This is a genomic window from Saccharothrix hoggarensis, from assembly GCF_052936025.1.
The window spans coordinates 245,406-263,536 of record NZ_CP193624.1 but is presented as its reverse complement, the minus strand read 5'-3'; the positions used below and the strand labels follow the sequence as shown (position 1 = coordinate 263,536).

The 18,131-nt window shown below is 70.9% G+C and carries 18 protein-coding genes; 5 read left to right on the top strand and 13 right to left on the bottom strand.

Translation table 11 applies throughout. From position 1 onward, the window contains the following. Positions 1 to 31: 31 nt before the first annotated feature. From ACRAKH_RS01340 to ACRAKH_RS01330, 3 genes are all read right to left on the bottom strand, one after another. Complete coding sequence (locus tag ACRAKH_RS01340) at positions 32 to 1,459, bottom strand: gluconokinase (protein ID WP_380721778.1); 1,428 nt, start codon at positions 1,457 to 1,459, stop codon at positions 32 to 34. 121 nt (positions 1,460 to 1,580) lie between these two features. Continuing rightward, positions 1,581 to 2,642, bottom strand: coding sequence for an aspartate-semialdehyde dehydrogenase (locus ACRAKH_RS01335; RefSeq protein WP_380721776.1), 1,062 nt, complete (start codon positions 2,640 to 2,642; stop codon positions 1,581 to 1,583). Continuing rightward, positions 2,639 to 3,904 carry an aspartate kinase gene (locus ACRAKH_RS01330; RefSeq protein ID WP_380721774.1) on the bottom strand — a complete coding sequence of 422 codons (1,266 nt, stop codon included), beginning with the start codon at positions 3,902 to 3,904 and terminating at the stop codon, positions 2,639 to 2,641. The genes ACRAKH_RS01335 and ACRAKH_RS01330 overlap by 4 nt, the downstream gene beginning before the upstream one ends. A 100-nt stretch (positions 3,905 to 4,004) precedes the next feature. Between ACRAKH_RS01330 and ACRAKH_RS01325 the strand changes: the two genes are divergently transcribed. Next, positions 4,005 to 5,204: a hypothetical protein gene (locus tag ACRAKH_RS01325; RefSeq protein ID WP_380721772.1), complete on the top strand. Its 1,200-nt coding sequence runs from the start codon at positions 4,005 to 4,007 to the stop codon at positions 5,202 to 5,204. Then, positions 5,204 to 5,824 (top strand): nitroreductase family protein, encoded by a 621-nt coding sequence (locus ACRAKH_RS01320; RefSeq protein ID WP_380721770.1) that lies wholly within the window; start codon positions 5,204 to 5,206, stop codon positions 5,822 to 5,824. The genes ACRAKH_RS01325 and ACRAKH_RS01320 overlap by 1 nt, the downstream gene beginning before the upstream one ends. Here the strand turns inward: ACRAKH_RS01320 and ACRAKH_RS01315 are convergent. Next, a complete protein-coding gene (locus tag ACRAKH_RS01315) occupies positions 5,789 to 6,109 on the bottom strand; it encodes a hypothetical protein (protein WP_380721768.1) in 321 nt (106 codons plus the stop codon). The genes ACRAKH_RS01320 and ACRAKH_RS01315 overlap by 36 nt on opposite strands. 19 nt (positions 6,110 to 6,128) lie before the next feature. Further along, entirely contained in the window at positions 6,129 to 6,428 is a 300-nt protein-coding gene (locus tag ACRAKH_RS01310) for a hypothetical protein (protein WP_380721766.1), read from the bottom strand. A gap of 224 nt (positions 6,429 to 6,652) precedes the next feature. On the opposite strand from ACRAKH_RS01310, the gene leuA reads away from it, so the two are divergent. After that, positions 6,653 to 8,443, top strand: a complete 1,791-nt coding sequence (leuA, locus tag ACRAKH_RS01305; protein ID WP_380721764.1) for a 2-isopropylmalate synthase — start codon at positions 6,653 to 6,655, stop codon at positions 8,441 to 8,443. A gap of 124 nt (positions 8,444 to 8,567) precedes the next feature. On the opposite strand, the gene ACRAKH_RS01300 is transcribed toward leuA, so the two are convergent. After that, a complete protein-coding gene (locus tag ACRAKH_RS01300) occupies positions 8,568 to 8,918 on the bottom strand; it encodes a peptidase inhibitor family I36 protein (protein WP_380721762.1) in 351 nt (116 codons plus the stop codon). Positions 8,919 to 9,457: 539 nt separating this feature from the next. Beyond that, positions 9,458 to 10,078 (bottom strand): TetR/AcrR family transcriptional regulator, encoded by a 621-nt coding sequence (locus ACRAKH_RS01295; RefSeq protein ID WP_447009949.1) that lies wholly within the window; start codon positions 10,076 to 10,078, stop codon positions 9,458 to 9,460. 78 nt (positions 10,079 to 10,156) lie between these two features. Here ACRAKH_RS01295 and ACRAKH_RS01290 point away from each other — a divergent pair, with 78 nt between their 5' ends. Continuing rightward, on the top strand, positions 10,157 to 10,720 hold the full coding sequence (locus tag ACRAKH_RS01290) for a TIGR03086 family metal-binding protein (protein ID WP_380721758.1): 564 nt from the start codon (positions 10,157 to 10,159) through the stop codon (positions 10,718 to 10,720). A 129-nt stretch (positions 10,721 to 10,849) separates the two neighbouring features. On the opposite strand, the gene ACRAKH_RS01285 is transcribed toward ACRAKH_RS01290, so the two are convergent. Further along, entirely contained in the window at positions 10,850 to 11,287 is a 438-nt protein-coding gene (locus ACRAKH_RS01285; protein WP_380721756.1) for a winged helix-turn-helix transcriptional regulator, read from the bottom strand. 83 nt (positions 11,288 to 11,370) lie between these two features. Here ACRAKH_RS01285 and ACRAKH_RS01280 point away from each other — a divergent pair, with 83 nt between their 5' ends. Then, entirely contained in the window at positions 11,371 to 12,078 is a 708-nt protein-coding gene (locus tag ACRAKH_RS01280) for an SDR family oxidoreductase (RefSeq protein ID WP_380721754.1), read from the top strand. 46 nt (positions 12,079 to 12,124) lie between these two features. On the opposite strand, the gene ACRAKH_RS01275 is transcribed toward ACRAKH_RS01280, so the two are convergent. From ACRAKH_RS01275 to ACRAKH_RS01255, 5 genes are read right to left on the bottom strand one after another with little or no spacing between them, the layout of a single operon-like run. Further along, positions 12,125 to 13,225, bottom strand: a complete 1,101-nt coding sequence (locus tag ACRAKH_RS01275) for an ABC transporter ATP-binding protein (RefSeq protein WP_380721831.1) — start codon at positions 13,223 to 13,225, stop codon at positions 12,125 to 12,127. Between the two features lie 32 nt (positions 13,226 to 13,257). Continuing rightward, positions 13,258 to 14,253, bottom strand: coding sequence for an ABC transporter ATP-binding protein (locus ACRAKH_RS01270; RefSeq protein ID WP_380721752.1), 996 nt, complete (start codon positions 14,251 to 14,253; stop codon positions 13,258 to 13,260). Positions 14,254 to 14,256: 3 nt separating this feature from the next. Next, on the bottom strand, positions 14,257 to 15,189 hold the full coding sequence (locus tag ACRAKH_RS01265) for an ABC transporter permease (RefSeq protein WP_380721750.1): 933 nt from the start codon (positions 15,187 to 15,189) through the stop codon (positions 14,257 to 14,259). A gap of 6 nt (positions 15,190 to 15,195) precedes the next feature. Next, complete coding sequence (locus tag ACRAKH_RS01260; protein ID WP_380721748.1) at positions 15,196 to 16,200, bottom strand: ABC transporter permease; 1,005 nt, start codon at positions 16,198 to 16,200, stop codon at positions 15,196 to 15,198. Positions 16,201 to 16,240: 40 nt separating this feature from the next. Then, positions 16,241 to 17,923 (bottom strand): ABC transporter substrate-binding protein, encoded by a 1,683-nt coding sequence (locus ACRAKH_RS01255; RefSeq protein ID WP_380721746.1) that lies wholly within the window; start codon positions 17,921 to 17,923, stop codon positions 16,241 to 16,243. Positions 17,924 to 18,131: the final 208 nt, after the last annotated feature.

Here is an 18,131-nt window from a genome sequence, read left to right as displayed (position 1 = left end):
TCGAGGGGACCGCCCCCGCCGGGTCGACCGCTCAGGTCAGGTCGCGGAGGGCCTGGTAGAGGCGGTCGATCGCGGGACGGGCGCGGGCGTAGTGGGTGACCGCGGCCGGGTCGGGGGCGATCGTCTTCACCGGCTTGACGAGGTCGGCGGCGACGGTCAGGGACGGGATCTCGCCGAGCGCCCGCCAGCCGACCAGGGCCGCGCCCACGCCCGAGCCCTCGCTGTCGTCCGCCAGCTCCAGCTCCAGCCCGAGCGCGGACGCCAGGACCGTCGCCCACAAGTCGCTCCGGAACGCGCCGCCGGTCACGCGCACCGCGTGCACGTCCGCCACCGACCGCACCGCGTCGAGCACCAGCGCCAACTGCTGCGCCACGCCCTCGACCAGCGCCCGGGTGATCACGGCCCGCCCGTGCTCGCGCCGCAGCCCGATCACGGCCGACGTCGCGTCCGCGTCCCACCACGGCGCGCGCTCGCCGAGCAGGTACGGCAGCGCCGTCACACCGGCCGCGCCGACCGGCACGGCTGCGGCCTCGTCCAGCAGCGGCCCGAGCTCGACGCCGAACGCCTCGGACGCCCACTGCGCGACCACGCCACCGTTGCTGACCGCGCCGCCGAGCACCCACAGCCCCTCGGCGATGGCGTAGCAGAACACCCGCCCCCGCTCGTCGACGGCGGGCTGGTCGCGGACCACGCGCAGCGCGCCGCTCGTGCCCAGCGACACGGCCGCCACACCCGGCAGGACGGCGCCGACGCCGAGGTTCGCCATCGGCCCGTCACCGCCGCCCAGCACCACCGGGATGCCGGCAGGCAGGCCGGGCACGGCCAACGTCAGCGGGAACGAGTCGACCGGCGCGCGCAGCTCCGGCAGCTGGTCGGGCCGGACGCCCGCGAACGCCAGCGCGGCGGGGTGCCAGTCCAGCGACACGAGGTCCATCAACCCGCTCGCGGACGCCGACGAGTGCTCCGTCGCCAGCACGCCGGTGAGCTTCCACGCCACGAAGTCCTTGAGCCCGCACCACCGCTCGGCGGTGAAACCCCGGTCGCGGAACCACGCCAGCTTCACCAACGGCGACATGGTGTGGACGGGGGTGCCCGTGGCGCGGTGCAGCGCGATGCCCTCGGCCGTGCCGCGCAGCCGCGCCGTCTGCTCCAGCGCCCGGTTGTCGGCCCACGACAACGACGGCGTGACGGGCGTCCCGGCGGCGTCCAGCCCCATCAGGGTGTGCAACGCCCCCGTCAACGACAGCGCCCGCACCACGTGCCCCTGCGCCGCGACCTCCCGCAACGCCCGCAGCGCCGCGCCCCACACCTCGACCGGGTCGTGGGTGGCCTCCCCGGACGGCGTGGTGCGCATCGGGTAGCCGTGCTCCGCCGACGTCACCACGCCCGCGTCGCGGTCCACCGCGATGACCTTCGTCGCCGTGGTACCCAGGTCGATCGCGAGCACTACCTCCGCCATGCCGTGAAACCTACCTGGCGCGCGTCACCCGTCCGAGACGTCGGCGGCGGACGACGGAGGGGGCACGGCCCGCGAACAGGCCGCGCCCCCTCCGGGGTCGTAGCTCGGGTCGAACCACCGCCTACAGGCGGTTCGCCAGTTCCTCGGCGATCTCGTAGGTGTTCAGCGCCGCGCCCTTGCGCAGGTTGTCGCCGCACACGAAGAAGTCCAGCGTGTTCGGGAAGTCCAGCGCCTGGCGCACGCGGCCGACGTAGGTCGGGTCTTCGCCGACGACGTCCGCGGGCGTCGGGAACTCCTTCGCCGCCGGGTCGTCGACCAGCACGAGTGACGGCTGCTCCTCGAACAGCTTGTGCGCCTGCTCGACGGTCACCTCACGGGCGAACGTCGCGTGCACGGCGAGCGAGTGCGTCGTCACCACGGGCACGCGCACGCACGTCGCCGACACCTTCAGGTCCGGGATGCCGAGGATCTTGCGGGACTCGTTGCGGACCTTCAGCTCCTCGCTGGTCCACCCCTCGTCCTTCAGGGAACCGGCCCACGGCACCACGTTCAGCGCCAGCGGCGCGGGGAACGGCGAGTCGGACACCGGCAGGCCGGCCGCCTCCAACGTCTCCCGCACGTCGCCCGCGCGGACGCCGACCTCCTTGCCCGCCAGCGCCGAGATCTCGGCGTACAGCCGGTCGATCGCCGCCTGGCCGCCGCCGGACGCCGCCTGGTACGACGCCACGACCAGCTCGCGCAGCTCGAACTCGCGGTGCAGGGCGCCGAGCGCCGCCATCATCGACAGCGTCGTGCAGTTCGGGTTGGCGATGATCCCCTTGGGGCGCTCGGAGATCTGGTCCGCGTTCACCTCGGGCACCACCAGCGGCACCTCGGGGTCCATCCGGAACGCGCCCGAGTTGTCCACGGCGACCGCGCCCTTCGACGCGGCGATCGGCGCCCACTCGGCCGACACCTCGTCCGGCACGTCGAACATCGCGATGTCCACGCCCTCGAACGCCTCGGGCGACAGGGCGATCACGGTCAGCTCTTCGCCGCGCACGGTGATCTTCTTGCCCGCCGAGCGCGCCGACGCGATCAGCCGGATCTCACCCCACGGCACGGACTCCCGGCCGTTGATGATGTCGATCATGACGGTGCCCACGGCACCCGTCGCGCCCACCAGGGCCAGAACCGGGCTCATCGTCCACTCCCCGCGTACACCACAGCTTCTTCGTCGCCGCCGAGCTCGAACGCGTCGTGCAGGGCACGCACCGCGTCGTCGAGCTGCGTGTCGCGGCAGATGACCGAGATCCGGATCTCCGACGTGGAGATGATCTCGATGTTGACGCCGGCGGAGGCCAGCGCCTCGCAGAACTGCGCGGTCACGCCGGGGTGCGAGCGCATGCCCGCGCCCACCAGCGACACCTTGCCCACGTGCTCGTCGTACAGCACCTGGTCGAAGCCGATCTCCTCGCGCGCCTTCTCCAACGCGGCCACGGCGCGCGGGCCGTCGTCCTTCGGCAGGGTGAACGTCACGTCGGTGCGGCCGGACACGGCCTGCGAGACGTTCTGCACGACCATGTCGATGTCGAGTTCCGCCTCGGCCACGACGCGGAAGATCCGCGCCGCCATGCCGGGCAGGTCGGGGACCGCGGTCACGGTCACCTTGGCCTCGGACCGGTCGTGCGCGACGCCGGTGATCATCGCCTGTTCCACGGGAAGGTCCTCCACTGACCCGGACACGATGGTCCCGGGCTTGTTGCTGAACGAAGATCGGACGTGCACCGGAACGCCGTACCGACGGGCGTACTCGACGCAGCGCAGCATGAGCACCTTGGCCCCGCTCGCCGCCATCTCGAGCATCTCCTCGTAGGTGATGGTCTCCAGGCGCTTGGCGTTCGGCACGATGCGGGGGTCGGCGCTGAACACGCCGTCCACATCGGTGTAGATCTCGCACACGTCGGCTTTCAGGGCCGCCGCCAACGCCACCGCGGTGGTGTCGGTGCCGCCGCGGCCGAGCGTGGTGATCTCCTTGCTGTCCTGGCTGACGCCCTGGAAGCCCGCGACGATCGCGATGGCCCCCTCGGACAGCGCGTCCTGGATGCGGCTCGGCGTCACGTCGATGATGCGCGCCTTGCCGTGCACGGACGTGGTGATCACGCCGGCCTGCGAGCCGGTGTACGAGCGCGCCTCGGCGCCCAGCGAGCTGATCGCCATCGCCAGCAGCGACATGGAGATGCGCTCACCGGACGTGAGCAGCATGTCCATCTCGCGGGCGGGGGGCACCGGGGACACCTGGCGCGCGAGGTCGAGCAGCTCGTCGGTCGTGTCGCCCATCGCGGACACGGCGACGACGACGTCGTTGCCGGCTTTGCGGGTCGCGACGATGCGCTCGGCCACCCGTTTGATCCGCTCGGCGCTCCCGACCGAGGAACCGCCGTACTTCTGGACGACGAGCGCCACAGACCCACTCCTCCCAGGTGCTTCAAGCCCAGCTCACCGGCAGAGTACCTGGCCCAAGGAGTGGACAGCGGCCGCCGTGACGGCCACTACTCTCAACCCCGTGTCGACCCTGGAGGCCGTTCGCGTGGACCCCGAGGACGCGCCTGGCGCGCGTGGCCCGCTGGCGCGCGCGGCGAGACACCGGGTCACCCTGGCGGTCGCGCCCGCGCTGCTCTACCTGGCCGTCCGCGAGCTGGGCCTGCTGGCGCTGCAGCTGATGGCGGCCCGGTGGGACAAGAGCGTCACCGGCGCGCTCACGTCGTGGGACGGGCAGTGGTTCCTGGGCATCGCCGAGGGCGGGTACGCGAACGTCCCGGCCGGGCTCGTGGACGCGTTCGGGCGGCGGTCGGCGGAGACGCCGCTGGCGTTCTTCCCCGGCTACCCGACGCTGGTGCGGTGGGTGGACGGGCTGCCCGGCGTGCCGACGGTCGGCGCGGCGTTCGCGGTGAGCCTGGTCAGCGGCGTGTTCTGCGCGTACGGGCTGGCGCGGCTCGGGTCGCGGGTGTTCGGCGGGTCGCCGCGGGCCGGGCTGGTGCTGGTGGTGCTGTTCGCGGCGTCGCCGATGGCCGTGGTGCTGTCGATGACGTACTCGGAGGCCACGTTCTGCGCCCTCGCCGCGTGGTCGCTGGTGGGCGTGGTGGAGCGGCGCTGGGTGCTCGCCGGCGTGTGCTGCGCGGCGGCGGGGCTGGTGCGGCCGACGGCGGCGGCGCTGATCCTGGCGGTGTGCGCGGCGGCCGCGGTCGCGGTGTGGCAGCGGCGGGACGGGTGGCGGCCGTGGGTGGGCGGGCTCGTCGCGCCGCTCGGGCTGCTCGGCTACCTCGCGTACGTCGCCGGGCGCACGGGGCGGTGGGACGGCTGGTTCGCGGTGCAGCAGGACGGCTGGGACTCCCGGTTCGACGGCGGCGCGGCGACGTGGAAGTTCGCGCTGCTCATCCTGGGCGAGCCCCGGTCGGTGCTGGAGCTGGCGACGGTGTGGTTGCTGGTCGTGGCGCTGGCGCTGGTGGTGCTGAGCGCGCGGCGCGGCACGCCGTGGCCGCTGGTCGTGTACGGGGCGGGCGTGCTGGTGATGGACCTCGGGTCGAACGGGCTGATGAACTCGAAGGCGCGGCTGCTGCTGCCCGCGTTCACGCTGCTCGTGCCGGTGGCGCTGGCGTTGGCGCGGCGGCGGACGAGCACGGCGGTGGCGGTGCTGGTGGGTGTGTCGGTGTTCAGCGCGTGGTTCGGCGCGTACGCCATCACGGCCTGGCAGTACGCGATCTGATGGACCTCAACCCGTTGATCGCGCGCCGCTGGAGCCCCCGGGCGTTCGACGGCACGGCCGAGGTGCCGCCCGAGACGGTGCGCGTGCTGCTGGAGGCGGCCCGGTGGGCGGCCTCGCACGGCAACACCCAGCCCGCGCGGTTCCTCGTCGGGTACCGCGGCGATGACACGTTCGAGCGAATCTTCGCGGCCCTGCGGCCGGGCAACCGGAACTGGGCGGGACGGGCGTCCGTGCTGCTCGTGGGCGCGGTGGTCGAGGCGGACGAGCGCGGGCCGATGCCGAACACCGAGTTCGGGTTGGGGCTCGCGGTGCAGAACCTCGTGCTGCAGGCCGTCGAGCTGGACCTGGTCACGCACCAGGTGGGCGGGTTCTCGCCGGACGCGGTGCGGGAGTCGTTCGGGCTGCCGGACGACGTGCGCCCGGTGGTGGTGATCGCGGTCGGGCGGCTCGGCGACGTGGCCGACCTGCCCGAGGACCTGCAGGCGCGCGAGCGGCGGCCGCGGGTGCGCAAGCCGTTGAGCGAGACTGCCTTCACCGGCCGGTGGGGCCGGCCCGCGTTCCCGGACCCCTCTTCGGGCGGGGCCTCAGGCCAGGCGGCGGACGAGCCTCAGCACGAGTGACCGGACGACCAGCCAGAACACCGCCGCGATGCCGTGGTTCACGAGCACGCGGAGCTTGGCGTCCTGCGGGGTGAAGAGGTCGCGGAAGCCGAGCGCGAGCCGGTCGGCCCAGGTCGCGACGGTCGTGGCGATCGAGTTGGCCGGGTTGGCGCCGCCCACCGTGAGCAGCACGTTCGCGACCAGGACCACCGCGATCAGCAGCCCCGCCCAGCCCAGCACTCCCGCCACGACCGAGACGACCTTCGTGCGCACCGAGTGGTGGTCCGCGGTCCGGTGTTCAGCCATGACGGGAGTGTGGCACCCGTCAGCGTGCTACGACACGTGCCAGGAGGCCGGCGACCAGGACCCAGAACACCGCGGCCAGGCCGTAGTTGACGATCACGTCGAGGCTGTAGTTGCCCAGGGAGAACAAACCCGGGAAGAACAACGCCAGCGGCTCGGCGAGTTGCTGGACGAATCGGAAGAACGCGTTGGCCGAGTTCGCCCCGAACAGGATCAGCAGGATGTAGAGGACCTCGATGAGCGCGAACACCGCGCCGACACCGCGGATCACACGGGCGGCGGTGTAGTTCCCGCTGCGCGTTGACGTTCGCCATCTGGACATGTCAAGAAGATTCCCGACCCACGATCGGGTGAAACACGGGCGGGTGAAGTTCCACCATCTGGGCGCGCGGTTCCACCTCATCGCGGAATCCGGTTAACCTGTGCGGCATGGCACGTGCCCTCCTGCTTCGCCGCCGTGACGGGGTCTGATCAGACCGGCCCCCCGTCGCGGGATCGAGCGTTGCCGCCGGTCGTCATCCCACCGGCAGCAGGAGCACCCCGATCATGACCACCAGCCCGGACGCGTACACCTCCGGCACCAGCCGCATCCGTCCCCCGGCCCGGCCCGTCCCCGGCCAGCCCGCGTGGAACACGCAGCGCGGCACGTCGATGCCCGTCCACCGCTACCGGCCGTTCCACGAGCAGGTCGAGACGGTCGACGTGCCGGACCGCACGTGGCCCTCGAAGCGGATCACGAAGGCGCCGCTGTGGTGCGCCGTCGACCTGCGTGACGGCAACCAGGCGCTGATCGACCCCATGTCGCCCGCGCGCAAGCGGAAGATGTTCGACCTGCTGGTGCGCATGGGCTACAAGGAGATCGAGGTCGGGTTCCCGGCCGCGTCGCAGACCGACTTCGACTTCGTCCGCGAGATCATCGAGGACGGCGCGATCCCGCCCGACGTCACCATCCAGGTGCTGACGCAGTGCCGGCCCGAGCTGATCACCCGCACGTTCGAGTCGCTGCGCGGCGCGGCCAAGGCGATCGTGCACTTCTACAACTCGACGTCCATCCTCCAGCGCCGGGTCGTGTTCAAGTCCGACCGCGAGGGCATCAAGAAGATCGCCACGGACGCCGCCGCGTTCGCGCTGGAGCAGGAGCAGCTCTACCCGGAGACCGAGTTCCGGTACGAGTACTCGCCCGAGTCGTACACCGGGACCGAGCTGTCGTACGCGCTGGAGGTCTGCGACGCGGTGTCGGAGGTGATCCAGCCGACGCCCGCGAAGCCGCTGATCATCAACCTGCCGGCGACGGTGGAGATGGCCACGCCGAACGTCTACGCGGACTCGATCGAGTGGATGTCGCGCAACCTGGCCCGCCGCGAGTCGATCATCCTGTCGCTGCACCCGCACAACGACCGGGGCACCGGCGTGGCGGCGGCCGAGCTGGGCTACCTGGCCGGCGCGGACCGCATCGAGGGGTGCCTGTTCGGCAACGGCGAGCGCACCGGCAACGTCTGCCTGGTGACGCTGGGCATGAACATGTTCAGCCAGGGCGTCGACCCGCAGATCGACTTCTCGGACATCGACGAGATCCGCCGCACGGTCGAGTACTGCAACCAGCTGCCGGTGCCGGAGCGGCACCCGTACGGCGGCGACCTGGTCTTCACCGCGTTCTCGGGCTCGCACCAGGACGCGATCAAGAAGGGCTTCGAGGCCCTGGAGGACGCGGCCAAGGCGGCCGGGACGCACGTGGACGAGTTCCCGTGGGAGGTCCCGTACCTGCCGATCGACCCGAAGGACGTCGGCCGCAACTACGAGGCCGTCATCCGGGTCAACTCGCAGTCCGGCAAGGGCGGCGTGGCGTACCTGATGAAGACCGAGCACCACCTCGACCTGCCGCGCCGGTTGCAGGTGGAGTTCTCGCGGGTCATCCAGGAGGTCACGGACACCCACGGCGGCGAGATCGGCCCCAAGGACATGTGGGACTCGTTCTCGCAGGAGTACCTGGACGGCACCGTGCCGCTGAAGCTGCTGCGCCAGAAGGTGTCCGGTGACGGCAGCGGCCACGAGAAGATCAAGGCCGTGGTCGTGGTCGACGGCGAGACGCAGGAGATCACCGGCAGCGGCAACGGCCCGATCGCCGCGTTCGTCGACGCCCTGGCCACCATCGGCTACGACGTCCGCGTCCTCGACTACTTCGAGCACGCGATGTCGTCGGGTGACGACGCCCGCGCCGCCGCCTACCTGGAGTGCGCCGTCGCGGACCGCGTCCTGTGGGGCGTGGGCATCGACAGCTCCACGGTGTCCGCGTCGCTGCGCGCCCTGGTCTCCGCGATCAACCGCGCGAACCGGTAGTCACGGCCCGGGGGTGTCCGGCGCGCCGGACACCCCCTCCGCACCTCGCCACGCCCCCGTTGCGGCGAGGCCGGCATGGCGGCCATGACCTCCCCGGCCGCCGCGGTCGTCCGGGACGTCGTGGTCAGCCGAACTTCAGCGAGCGGATCGTGTAGGTGCCGGCGAGGTTGCCCTGGTCGCCTGCCACGGTGCTGCCGATCCGGCTCCGGTAGTTGTGCTCGGCGTAGTAGTGCACCCGGTCGTTCGACCGGTTCCGGACGGAATGCGCGTTGACCAGTCCCCACGAACAGATCTCGTTCGCCCGGGGATGGCTCTTCGAGTACTGGCAGCGCTCCCCCGTGCCGTCCGCCCCCTTGAAGAAGCAGATGTAGTTGTCGGTGCAGTCCCACGCGGCGCCCGTGGAGGCCGTTGCCGTTGCCGCTGGTGCGACGGTCGCGGCGGCGCACAGACCGACCGCGGTGAGCAGCTTCGCCATCCGGGCCGGAAGCGGAGAAATACGCATGGAGATCATCCTCCCCTGAGAACGCGATGCGATTCCGCTGACGTTTATCGGAATGCACTTCGACGGTACGCCCGGAGCACCGCGCCGGACCAGTACACAGTGGAATGACGACTAAAGTTGGTGATTCCGAGGCATTACCTCGAAGAATTGCCGAAATCAATCACATCACCGCTGGGACCGCGGGTCGTGGCGATGACCACCCGGTCGGGTGGCCGCGGCGGGCACGGGGCGTGGTCGGCGTGACCGCCGCGCCGGGAAGCTGAAGACACCGACAGGTCGGAGACGATCGGCGCTCCCGTGGCGCTGCCGAACCATGACCGCCTTGGTGGTGCTGTTCGTGGTCGCCGTCGTGCCGCTCGCGCCGACCGAGGCCGTGCCGATCGGCTGCGGCGTGCCGGCCGCGTCCGGCGACCTGCCGCCGGCCGCGGTGATCCTGGTGGCCGCCGTCGGCTGCACGCTGTCCGACCTGGTCAACTTCGCCGTCGGCCGCACGGCGGGTGAACGCGCGCCGCTCAACGACGCGCCGAGGCGCCTGCCCCGGCCGCCTGAGCCGCCTCGGCCAACCGGTTCCGGACGGCGACGCGCGCCCGCCGGTACGCGGCCGGGTCGTCGTGCAGCACGGACTGCGCGTTGGCCATCTCCAGGAACGCGATCAGCTCGAACGTCAGCTGCTCGGGGTCGTCCACACCGGAGACCTCGGCCACGGTGTCGCGCACCACCTCGTTCCACCGCCGCCCGTAGTCGGCGATCGCGTCGCGCACCCGCCCGTGCCGGGCGTCGAACTCGGCCTGCACCGCGTAGAAGAAGCACCCGCCGGGGAACGTGCGGTTCTCCGAGTACGCCAGCCAGCCGTCCAGCAGGCGTTCCAGCCGCGCCAACCCGGGCGGCAGGGCCTGCGCGGGCTCCAGGACCAGCGTGACGAAGATCTTCGCCGCCGCCCGGACCGTCGAGAGCTGCAGCTCCTCCTTCGACCCGAAGTGCGCGAACACCCCGCTCTTGCTGATCTCCAGCTCCGCCGCGAGCCGCCCGATCGACAGCCCTTCCAGACCTTCCACCGAGGCGATCTCCGCCGCCCGCCGCAGGATCTGCCGCCGCGTCTGCTCGCCGCGCTCCACGCGTCCGTCGACCTTCACGTCGTCCACGCTAACCCCCTTGACCACCGGCAAACTAATTGTACGATCGTTCGTACAACTTGAGGGGTGGATGGACGCATGGATCTCCTGGACCTGAACCGGTCGGCACTCGACCTGAACCTGAAGCTCTGGGCGGACCTCGACGAGGCCCACCTGGACCTCCCGACGCCGTGCGCCGGCTGGACCGTCTACGAACTGCTGCGCCACCAGGTCGAGTCGACGCTGTCGTTCACCGCGGCCGTCACGGGCGCGCCCGTCGCCGAGCCGGCGAGCGACGACATGCTCACCGCGTACCGGGCGGCGAGCGACGCGGTCACCGAGGCGTTCCGCGGTGACGGCGTGCTGGAGCGCGTGATGGAGTTCCCCGGCTACGGCCTCCGACCCGGCAAGTCGCTCGTGGCGGCGCACTTCGTGGACAACCTGGTGCACGCCTGGGACCTCTGCCGCGCGATCGGCGTCGACAGCACCCTCGACACCGAACCGGCCACGGCCGCGTACCGGATGGCCCGGTACTACCCGACGACGCCGGACGTCCGCGGCCCGGGAGCGGCGTTCGCGCTGCCGGTCGACGTGCCGGAGGACGCGCCGATCACGGACCGGCTGGTGGGCCTCCTCGGCCGCTCGCCGAACTGGTCGGCGTAAGCCGATCACCGTGCCGGGGGCGCCGCCGCAAGGGGGGAGGTGCTCCCGGCACGGCCGTGTCGACCCCGGCACGCTCGCCAACCCGCGTCAGCTCCCGCCGGCCGGAGCCGCGTCAGCTCGCCGGGCGCGTCAGCCCGCCGGGCGTTCCGCGTGAACCTCGCCCCGCGGCACCACCACGCCGTGCTCGTCCACGAACTGCACGCACACGGGCCGTCCGTCGGCGGCGCGGTAGGCGACCGTGGGGATGGTGCACGGGATGTGGTCGTTCCCCCACTGCTGCAACGCGCACAGCACCAGGCTGAGCTGCCGGCCCGGCTCGGTGAGGTGGTAGCCGTCCCGGGGGCGCTGCCCCGGTTCCCGGTAGCTCTGCCGGGTCATGAGCCCGGTGTCCACGAGCTTGGCCAGGCGCGCGGTGAGCACGTCGGACGCGATGCCGAGGGCGGAGCGGAACTCCGAGAAGCGGCTCGCGCCGGCCAGCGCTTCTCGCAGGACGAAGAACGTCCAGCGCTCACCGACGATCTCCACCGCCTTGGTCATGGCGCAGGGGTTTTCGTCGGGTTCCGTCACGGCCCCAGTATGGCTCGGTTGTGCAATCCAATCCAGCCCAGGCTAGGTTGGGCCGACCAACCCACGCCTAGGGGAGAGAACGCATGGAGATCGCCAACTCGGTCGCCCTGGTCACCGGCGCCAACCGCGGCCTCGGCCGGCAGTTCGCACGCCAGCTGCTGGAACGCGGCGCGGCCAAGGTCTACGCGACGGCCCGCAACCCAGACCTGGTCGACCTGCCCGGTGTCGAGGTGCTGCGGGTGGACATCACCGACCCGGAGTCCGTCACCGCCGCGGCCGCCGCCGCCCCCGACGTCACCCTGCTGGTCAACAACGCGGGCATCATCACCGGCGAGAACCTCGTCACCGGCGACCCGGCCGCGATCCGGCTGGAGATGGACACGCACTTCTACGGCACGCTCGACGTGATCCGCGCGTTCGCGCCCGTCCTCGCCGCGAACGGCGGAGGGGCGATCCTGAACGTCCTGTCCTCGATGTCGTGGGTGTCCTACGACCGCGCCACCGCGTACAGCGCGGCCAAGGCGGCGCAGTGGAGCCTCACCAACGGCGTGCGCGTGGAGCTGGCGGCGCAGGGCACGCTGGTCACCGGCCTGCTGCTGGGCCCGACCGACACCGACATGACGGCGAGCCTCGACGTGCCGAAGAACGACCCGGCCGACGTCGTGCGCGCCGCGCTCGACGGCATCGCGGAGGACCGGATCGAGGTGCTGGCCGACCAGGGCGTGGTCGACCTGAAGGCCGCGCTGTCGGCCGACCCGACCGTGCTCTACCCGCAGGCGACGCGGGTCTGACCGCCGGGTCCGGGGGACGTCGGCGCACGTCCCCCGGACCCGCGGCTCACGGGTTCAGCGCCTCGGTCACCGACGCGGGACCGACCAGGGGGATGTCCGGCGAGATGCCGTCCTCCTCCACCAGCACGGCCTCCACGGCGTGCGGCCGGAGCGCGCCGCTGCGGATGTCCTCCGCCCAGTGGCACGCCACCTTGTGGCCCGGCAGCACCTCGCGCAGCTCGGGACGCTCGGTGTCGCACCGGGTCGCCTGCTTCCACGGGCAGCGGGTGTGGAACCGGCAGCCCTTGGGCGGGTTCGCGGGCGACGGCAGGTCGCCCGTGAGCAGGATGCGCTCGCGCCGGTCCTCGACCAGCGGGTCCGGCACGGGGATCGCCGACAGCAGGGCCTTGGTGTACGGGTGCAGCGGCTCGGCGTAGAGGTCGTCCGACGTCGCCTCCTCCACCAGCCCGCCCAGGTACATCACGCCGACCCGGTCGGAGATGTGCCGCACCACGGCGAGGTCGTGCGCGATCACCAGGTAGGTGAGGCCGAACTCCTCCTGCAGGTCCTCCAGGAGGTTGACGACCTGCGCCTGCACCGACACGTCCAGCGCGGACACCGGCTCGTCGGCGATGATCAGGTCGGGTTCGACCGCCAGCGCCCGCGCGATGCCGATGCGCTGCCGCTGACCGCCGGAGAACTCGTGCGGGTACTTGCGCAGCGACGTGGACGGCAGGCCGACCGCCGTCAACAACGTGCGCAAGCGCTTGCCGGTCTCCTCCCGCCCCTTGTCGAGGTCGTGCGCCCGCAGTCCCTCGACCAGGATCGACTCCACCGACTGCCGCGGGTCCAGCGACGACATGGGGTCCTGGAACACCATCTGCATCCGGCGGCGCATCCGGCGCAGCTCCTCGCCCTTCAGCGAGGAGAGGTCCGTGCCGTCGAACACGACCCGCCCGGCCGTCGGCTCGCTCAGCCGCAGCACCGCCCGCCCGAGGGTGGACTTGCCGCAGCCGGACTCGCCGACCAGGCCGTACGTCTCGCCGCGCCGGACCGCGAGGTCCACGCCGTCCACCGCGTACACGTGGCCGACCGTGCGGTCGAGGATCACGCCGCGCTTGATCGGGAAGTGCACCTTGATGCCCTCGACGGACACGAGCGTGTCCACCGCCGCGTCCGGCTTGGGGGTGACAGCCGTGCTCACACCGACACCTCCTCGGCCACCGGCGGCTTCACCGGGTTGTGGCAGCGCAGCAAACGGCCTCCGCCGATGTCCTCCTGGGCTGGCGTGACCTGCACGCACACGTCCAGCTTGTTCGGGCACCGCGGCGCGAACGCGCACCCCTGGGTCCACGGGATGTTGTCCGCCACGGAACCCCGGATCGGGTTCAGCTTCTCCCCGCGCGGCGCGTCGAGCCGCGGGATCGAGGACAGCAGGCCGTGCGTGTACGGGTGGCGCGGCGCGGCGAACAGCTCGTGCCGCTGCGCCTTCTCCACCACGCGGCCGGCGTAGAGCACGTTCACCTCGTCGCACAGCCCCGCGACCACGCCCAGGTCGTGCGTGATCATGACGAGCGCGGTGCCCAGGTCGCGCACGAGCTCCTTCAGCAGGGACAGGATCTGCGCCTGGATCGTCACGTCGAGCGCGGTCGTCGGCTCGTCCGCGATGAGCAGCCGCGGCCGGCAGGCCAAGGCGATCGCGATCAGCGCGCGTTGCCGCATGCCGCCGGACAGCTGGTGCGGGTACTCGGTGAGCCGCCGGGTCGGGTCGGGGATGCCGACCTTGTCCAGCAGCTCGGCCGCCTCCAGCATCGCCTTCTTGCGCGGCATGTCCCGGTGCCGTTCCAGCACCTCGGTGACCTGCACGCCGATCGGGATGACGGGGTTCAGCGACGACAGCGGGTCCTGGAACACCATGCCCAGGTCGCGGCCGCGCCGGTCCCGCATCTCGCGGTCGGACAGCGTCAGCAGGTTCGCGCCCTCGAACTGCACCGAACCGGAGACGCGGGCGCCGCGCCTGGGCAGCAGGCCCATGATCGCCAACGACGTCACGGACTTGCCGCACCCCGACTCGCCGACCAGGCCGACGGTCTGGCCCGGCTCCACGTCGAAGCTCACGTGGTCGACGGCGGTGAAGGGCTGCTCCCCCTTGCGCTCGAAAACCACGGTGAGGTCACGGACTTCAAGGAGTGGCACGACTCACCGCCTGCTCTTGGGGTCGAGGGCTTCACGCAGCGTTTCGCCCATCAAGGTGAAGCCCAGCGCGACGACGATGATGCAGCCCGCCGGCCAGAACGCCAGCTGCGGGTGCGTGTCGAACACGGTCTGCACGTCGCCGAGCATCTGCCCCCACTCCGGAATCCGGTCGTCGGGGTTGCCCAGGCCGAGGAACGACAGCGCCGCCGCGTCGATGATGGCCGTGGCCAGCACCAACGTCGACTGCACGATCACCGGGCCGAGCGAGTTGGGCAGCATGTGCCGGAACACGATGGCGCCGGGCTTCACGCCGAGCGCGGTCGCGGCCAGCACGTGGTCGCTGGACCGCTGGGCCAGCATCGACCCGCGCAGCAGCCGCGCGAACACCGGGATCTGCACCACCGCCACCGCGATGATCACGGTGTACTGGTTGGGCTTGGCGAACATCGCGCTGATGCTGAACGCCAGCAGCAGGCTGGGCAGCGACAGCATGACGTCGACGACCCGCATGACGACCGAGTCGACCCAGCCGCCGAACGCGCCCGCCAGCGTGCCGAGCGTGAGGCCGCCGACCAGCCCGATCAGGGTGGCCAGCACGCCGACGATGAGCGTCTGCTGCGAGCCGATGAGCAGCCGGGACAGGAAGTCGCGGCCCTGCAGGTCGCCGCCCAGCGGGTGGCCGTCCTGGGGCGGCGGGATCTCGTTGCGCGCCTTGATGACCTGGTCGATCAGCATCGGGTCGGACGGGTCGTGCGGCGCGAGCCACGGCGACAGCAGCGAGACCAGCACGAACAGGCCGATGATGGTGGCGCCGGTGAGGAACACCGGGCTGCGGCGCAGCGTCCGCCACGCGCTCGCGGCGAGGCTGACACCGGCGTCGGAGCCGGCCTCGGCCAGCTTGTCGATGCGGTCCTTCTTACGGGTGGGAGTGACCATCGCGGCCTACCTCGTCCTGATCCGCGGGTCGATGAGCGCGTACGAGAGGTCCACCAGCAGGTTGACCACCACGTACACGATCGTGGCCATGATGATCAGCAGCAGCAGCACCGGGTAGTCGCGCCTCTCGAACCCGAGGGCCAGCGCCTCGCCGACGCCGGCGAAGGCGAACACCTTCTCGGTCAGCACCGCGCCGGCCAGCAGCGCGCCGGTCTGGAGGCCGACGGTCGTGACGACCGGCAGCATCGCGTTGCGCAGCACGTGCCTGCGCCGGATCACCGGGGCGGTGAGGCCCTTGGACTCGGCGGTGCGCACGAAGTCCTCGTCCAGCACGTCGAGGACGGCGGCCCGGGTGATGCGGAAGACCACCGCGAACGGGATGGTGGCCAGCGCCAGGGCGGGCAGGATCAGGTGCTCCAGCGCGTTGAACGCCGCGTCCCACTCCTGGGTGATCACGCCGTCGAGCACGAAGAAACCCGTGACCCGGGTGGCGTCGATCGCGTCCTGGCGGCCACCGGTCGGCAGGCCCAGCGCGGAGGACAGCACGTCCTTCAGCACGTAGGCCAGGAAGAACACCGGCACGGCGACGCCGAGCAGCGAGCCGCCGACGCTGAGGTTGTCGAACCAGCCACCGCGGCGCTTGGCCGCCATGTACCCCAGCGGGATGCCGACCGCGATGGCGATGACGATGGCCAGGAAGCTGAGCTCGAGGGTGGCGGGGAAGCGCTGGAGGAAGATCTCCAGTGCCTCGTCGCCGGGCTGCACGCCCGTCGACACGCCGAAGTCGCCCGACAGCGCCCGCCCGAGGAACTTGAAGTACTGGACGAAGATCGGCTGGTCCAAGCCGAGCTGTTTGGTGAGGGCCTCCCGCTTCTCCGGGGTCGCGCGCTCTCCCAGGAGGGCCGAAACCGGGCCTCCCGGGAGAGCGCGCAGCCACGCGAAGAGCAGCAGGGACAGCACCAGCACCACGCCGACCAGCTGGATGAGCCGTCGGATCGTGTAGCGGAGCATTGAGCTACCCCGTCGTCTCTATCTGGAGTTGTCCGGCGGCTCAGCCCTTGCTGGCCGCACCGAACCTCTCGTCGGTCAGCGGGCTCGGCACGACGCCCTTGACGTCCGCCTTGAGCACCAGCGCCGGCGGCGAGTGGGACACCGGGATGGCGGGCAGGTACTCCTCCATGATCTTCTTGTTCAGGCCCTCGTACAGGCCGCGGCGCTTGTCCTCGTCGGGCTCGGCGTTCGCCTTGCCCAGCTCGGCGGCCAGCTCCGCGCCCCACGGCGACGCACCGGTGTTGAACCGGTTGTCGGGACGGCCGAAGAACGTGCCGATCCAGTTGTGCGCGGTGCCGTTGTCACCGGTCCAGCCCAGCATGAACAGGTCCGGGACGCCCTGGTCGACGTCGGTCAGGTAGCCGCCGTTCCACGGCTTGCTGGAGACCTCCAGCTTGATGCCGGCCTTCTCCAGGTCACCCGCGATCGCGGCCTGGATGTCCTTCGGGCTCGGCATGTACGGCCGGGTGACCTCGGTCGGCCAGAAGAACTTCAGCGTCAGGTCGGTCGCACCCGCCTCGGCGAGCAGCGACTTGGCCTTCTCCGGGTCGTACCCGATCGCCTTCAGGTCCTTGTTGTGGCCGTCCACCGTGTTCGGCATGAACTGGGTGGCCACGGACGCGCCCTCGGGCAGCTGCGACTTGACGAGCTGCTCGCGGTTGATCGCGTGCATGATCGCCTGGCGGACCTTCAGGTCCTGCAGCTTCGGGTTGTTCTTCTGGTTGATGCCCAGGTAGAGGATGTTGAACGCCGGGCGGACCGCGACGTTGAACCCCTTCTCCTTCAGACCCGGCCAGTCGGCCGCGTTCGGCAGGTCGTAGCCGTCGATGTCGCCCGCCTCGAGCGCCTGCTTGCGGGCGGTCTCGTCGGGGATGATCCGGAAGACGACCTTGTCGAGCTTGGCCTTCTCACCGTGGTAGTTCTCGTGCCGCACGAGCTCGACGACGTTGTTCGCCTTGTCGAACTTGCTGAACTTGAACGGTCCGGTGCCGGTCGGGTGCTCGGTCGCGTACGCCGGGTAGGTGAAGCTGTCACCGGCTGCGACGACGTTGTCCGCGTCGTACTTCTTCAGCGCGTCCGGGCTGGAGATCGAGAACGACGTGAAGCCCAGGACCGACGGGAACTGCGAGGTGGCCTCGGTCAGCTCGATGACGGCGGTCTTCGCGTCCTTCGCCGTGCACGACTTGTACAGCGACGGCTTGTCCGGGGTGTCCGCGAAGCCGCCGAAGTTGTCGAGCCAGTACTGCGAAACGGCGTCGGACTGACCGGCGCCCTTCTGGTTGTACCAGCGGTTGAAGTTGAAGCACACCGCGTCGGCGTTGAAGTCCGTGTCGTCGTGGAATTTCACATTTTCTTTCAGTGTGAACGTCCACGTCTTGCCGTCTTCGGTCGACTCCCACTTCGTCGCCAGTGCGGGCTCGACCTCGGCGGTGCCGGGCTTGAACCCGACCAGACCCTCGTACATCTGCCGGGAGACGCGGAACGTCTCGCCGTCAGTGGCGTAGAACGGGTCGAACAGCTTGGGAGCACCGGCCGCACCGAAGGTGAGCGTGCCGCCGACCTTGCCGGCCCCCGGGTCGTCCGTCCGCGCGGATTCAGCGCAGGCGGACAGTGCGAGCGCAGCGACGCCGGTCAGGCCGATCGCGGCCGTCCAACGGCGCCGGGCCGTTCGGGAATGAACCATCAAACACCCCTAGGGAAATCCGGGATCTCACGGTGTGGTCAGGGACCATAACCGGTCACCACAACCCTTCCGAGGTAACACAGGTCACGATCCGGCCACGTGAATCCCCATTCTCATACGTCCGGCTCATCTTCGCTGACCCAACGTGACCACGACCGATCAGGCAAACGCCCTCCTACGCTGTACAACGGAGAGAGAAACCTGCACG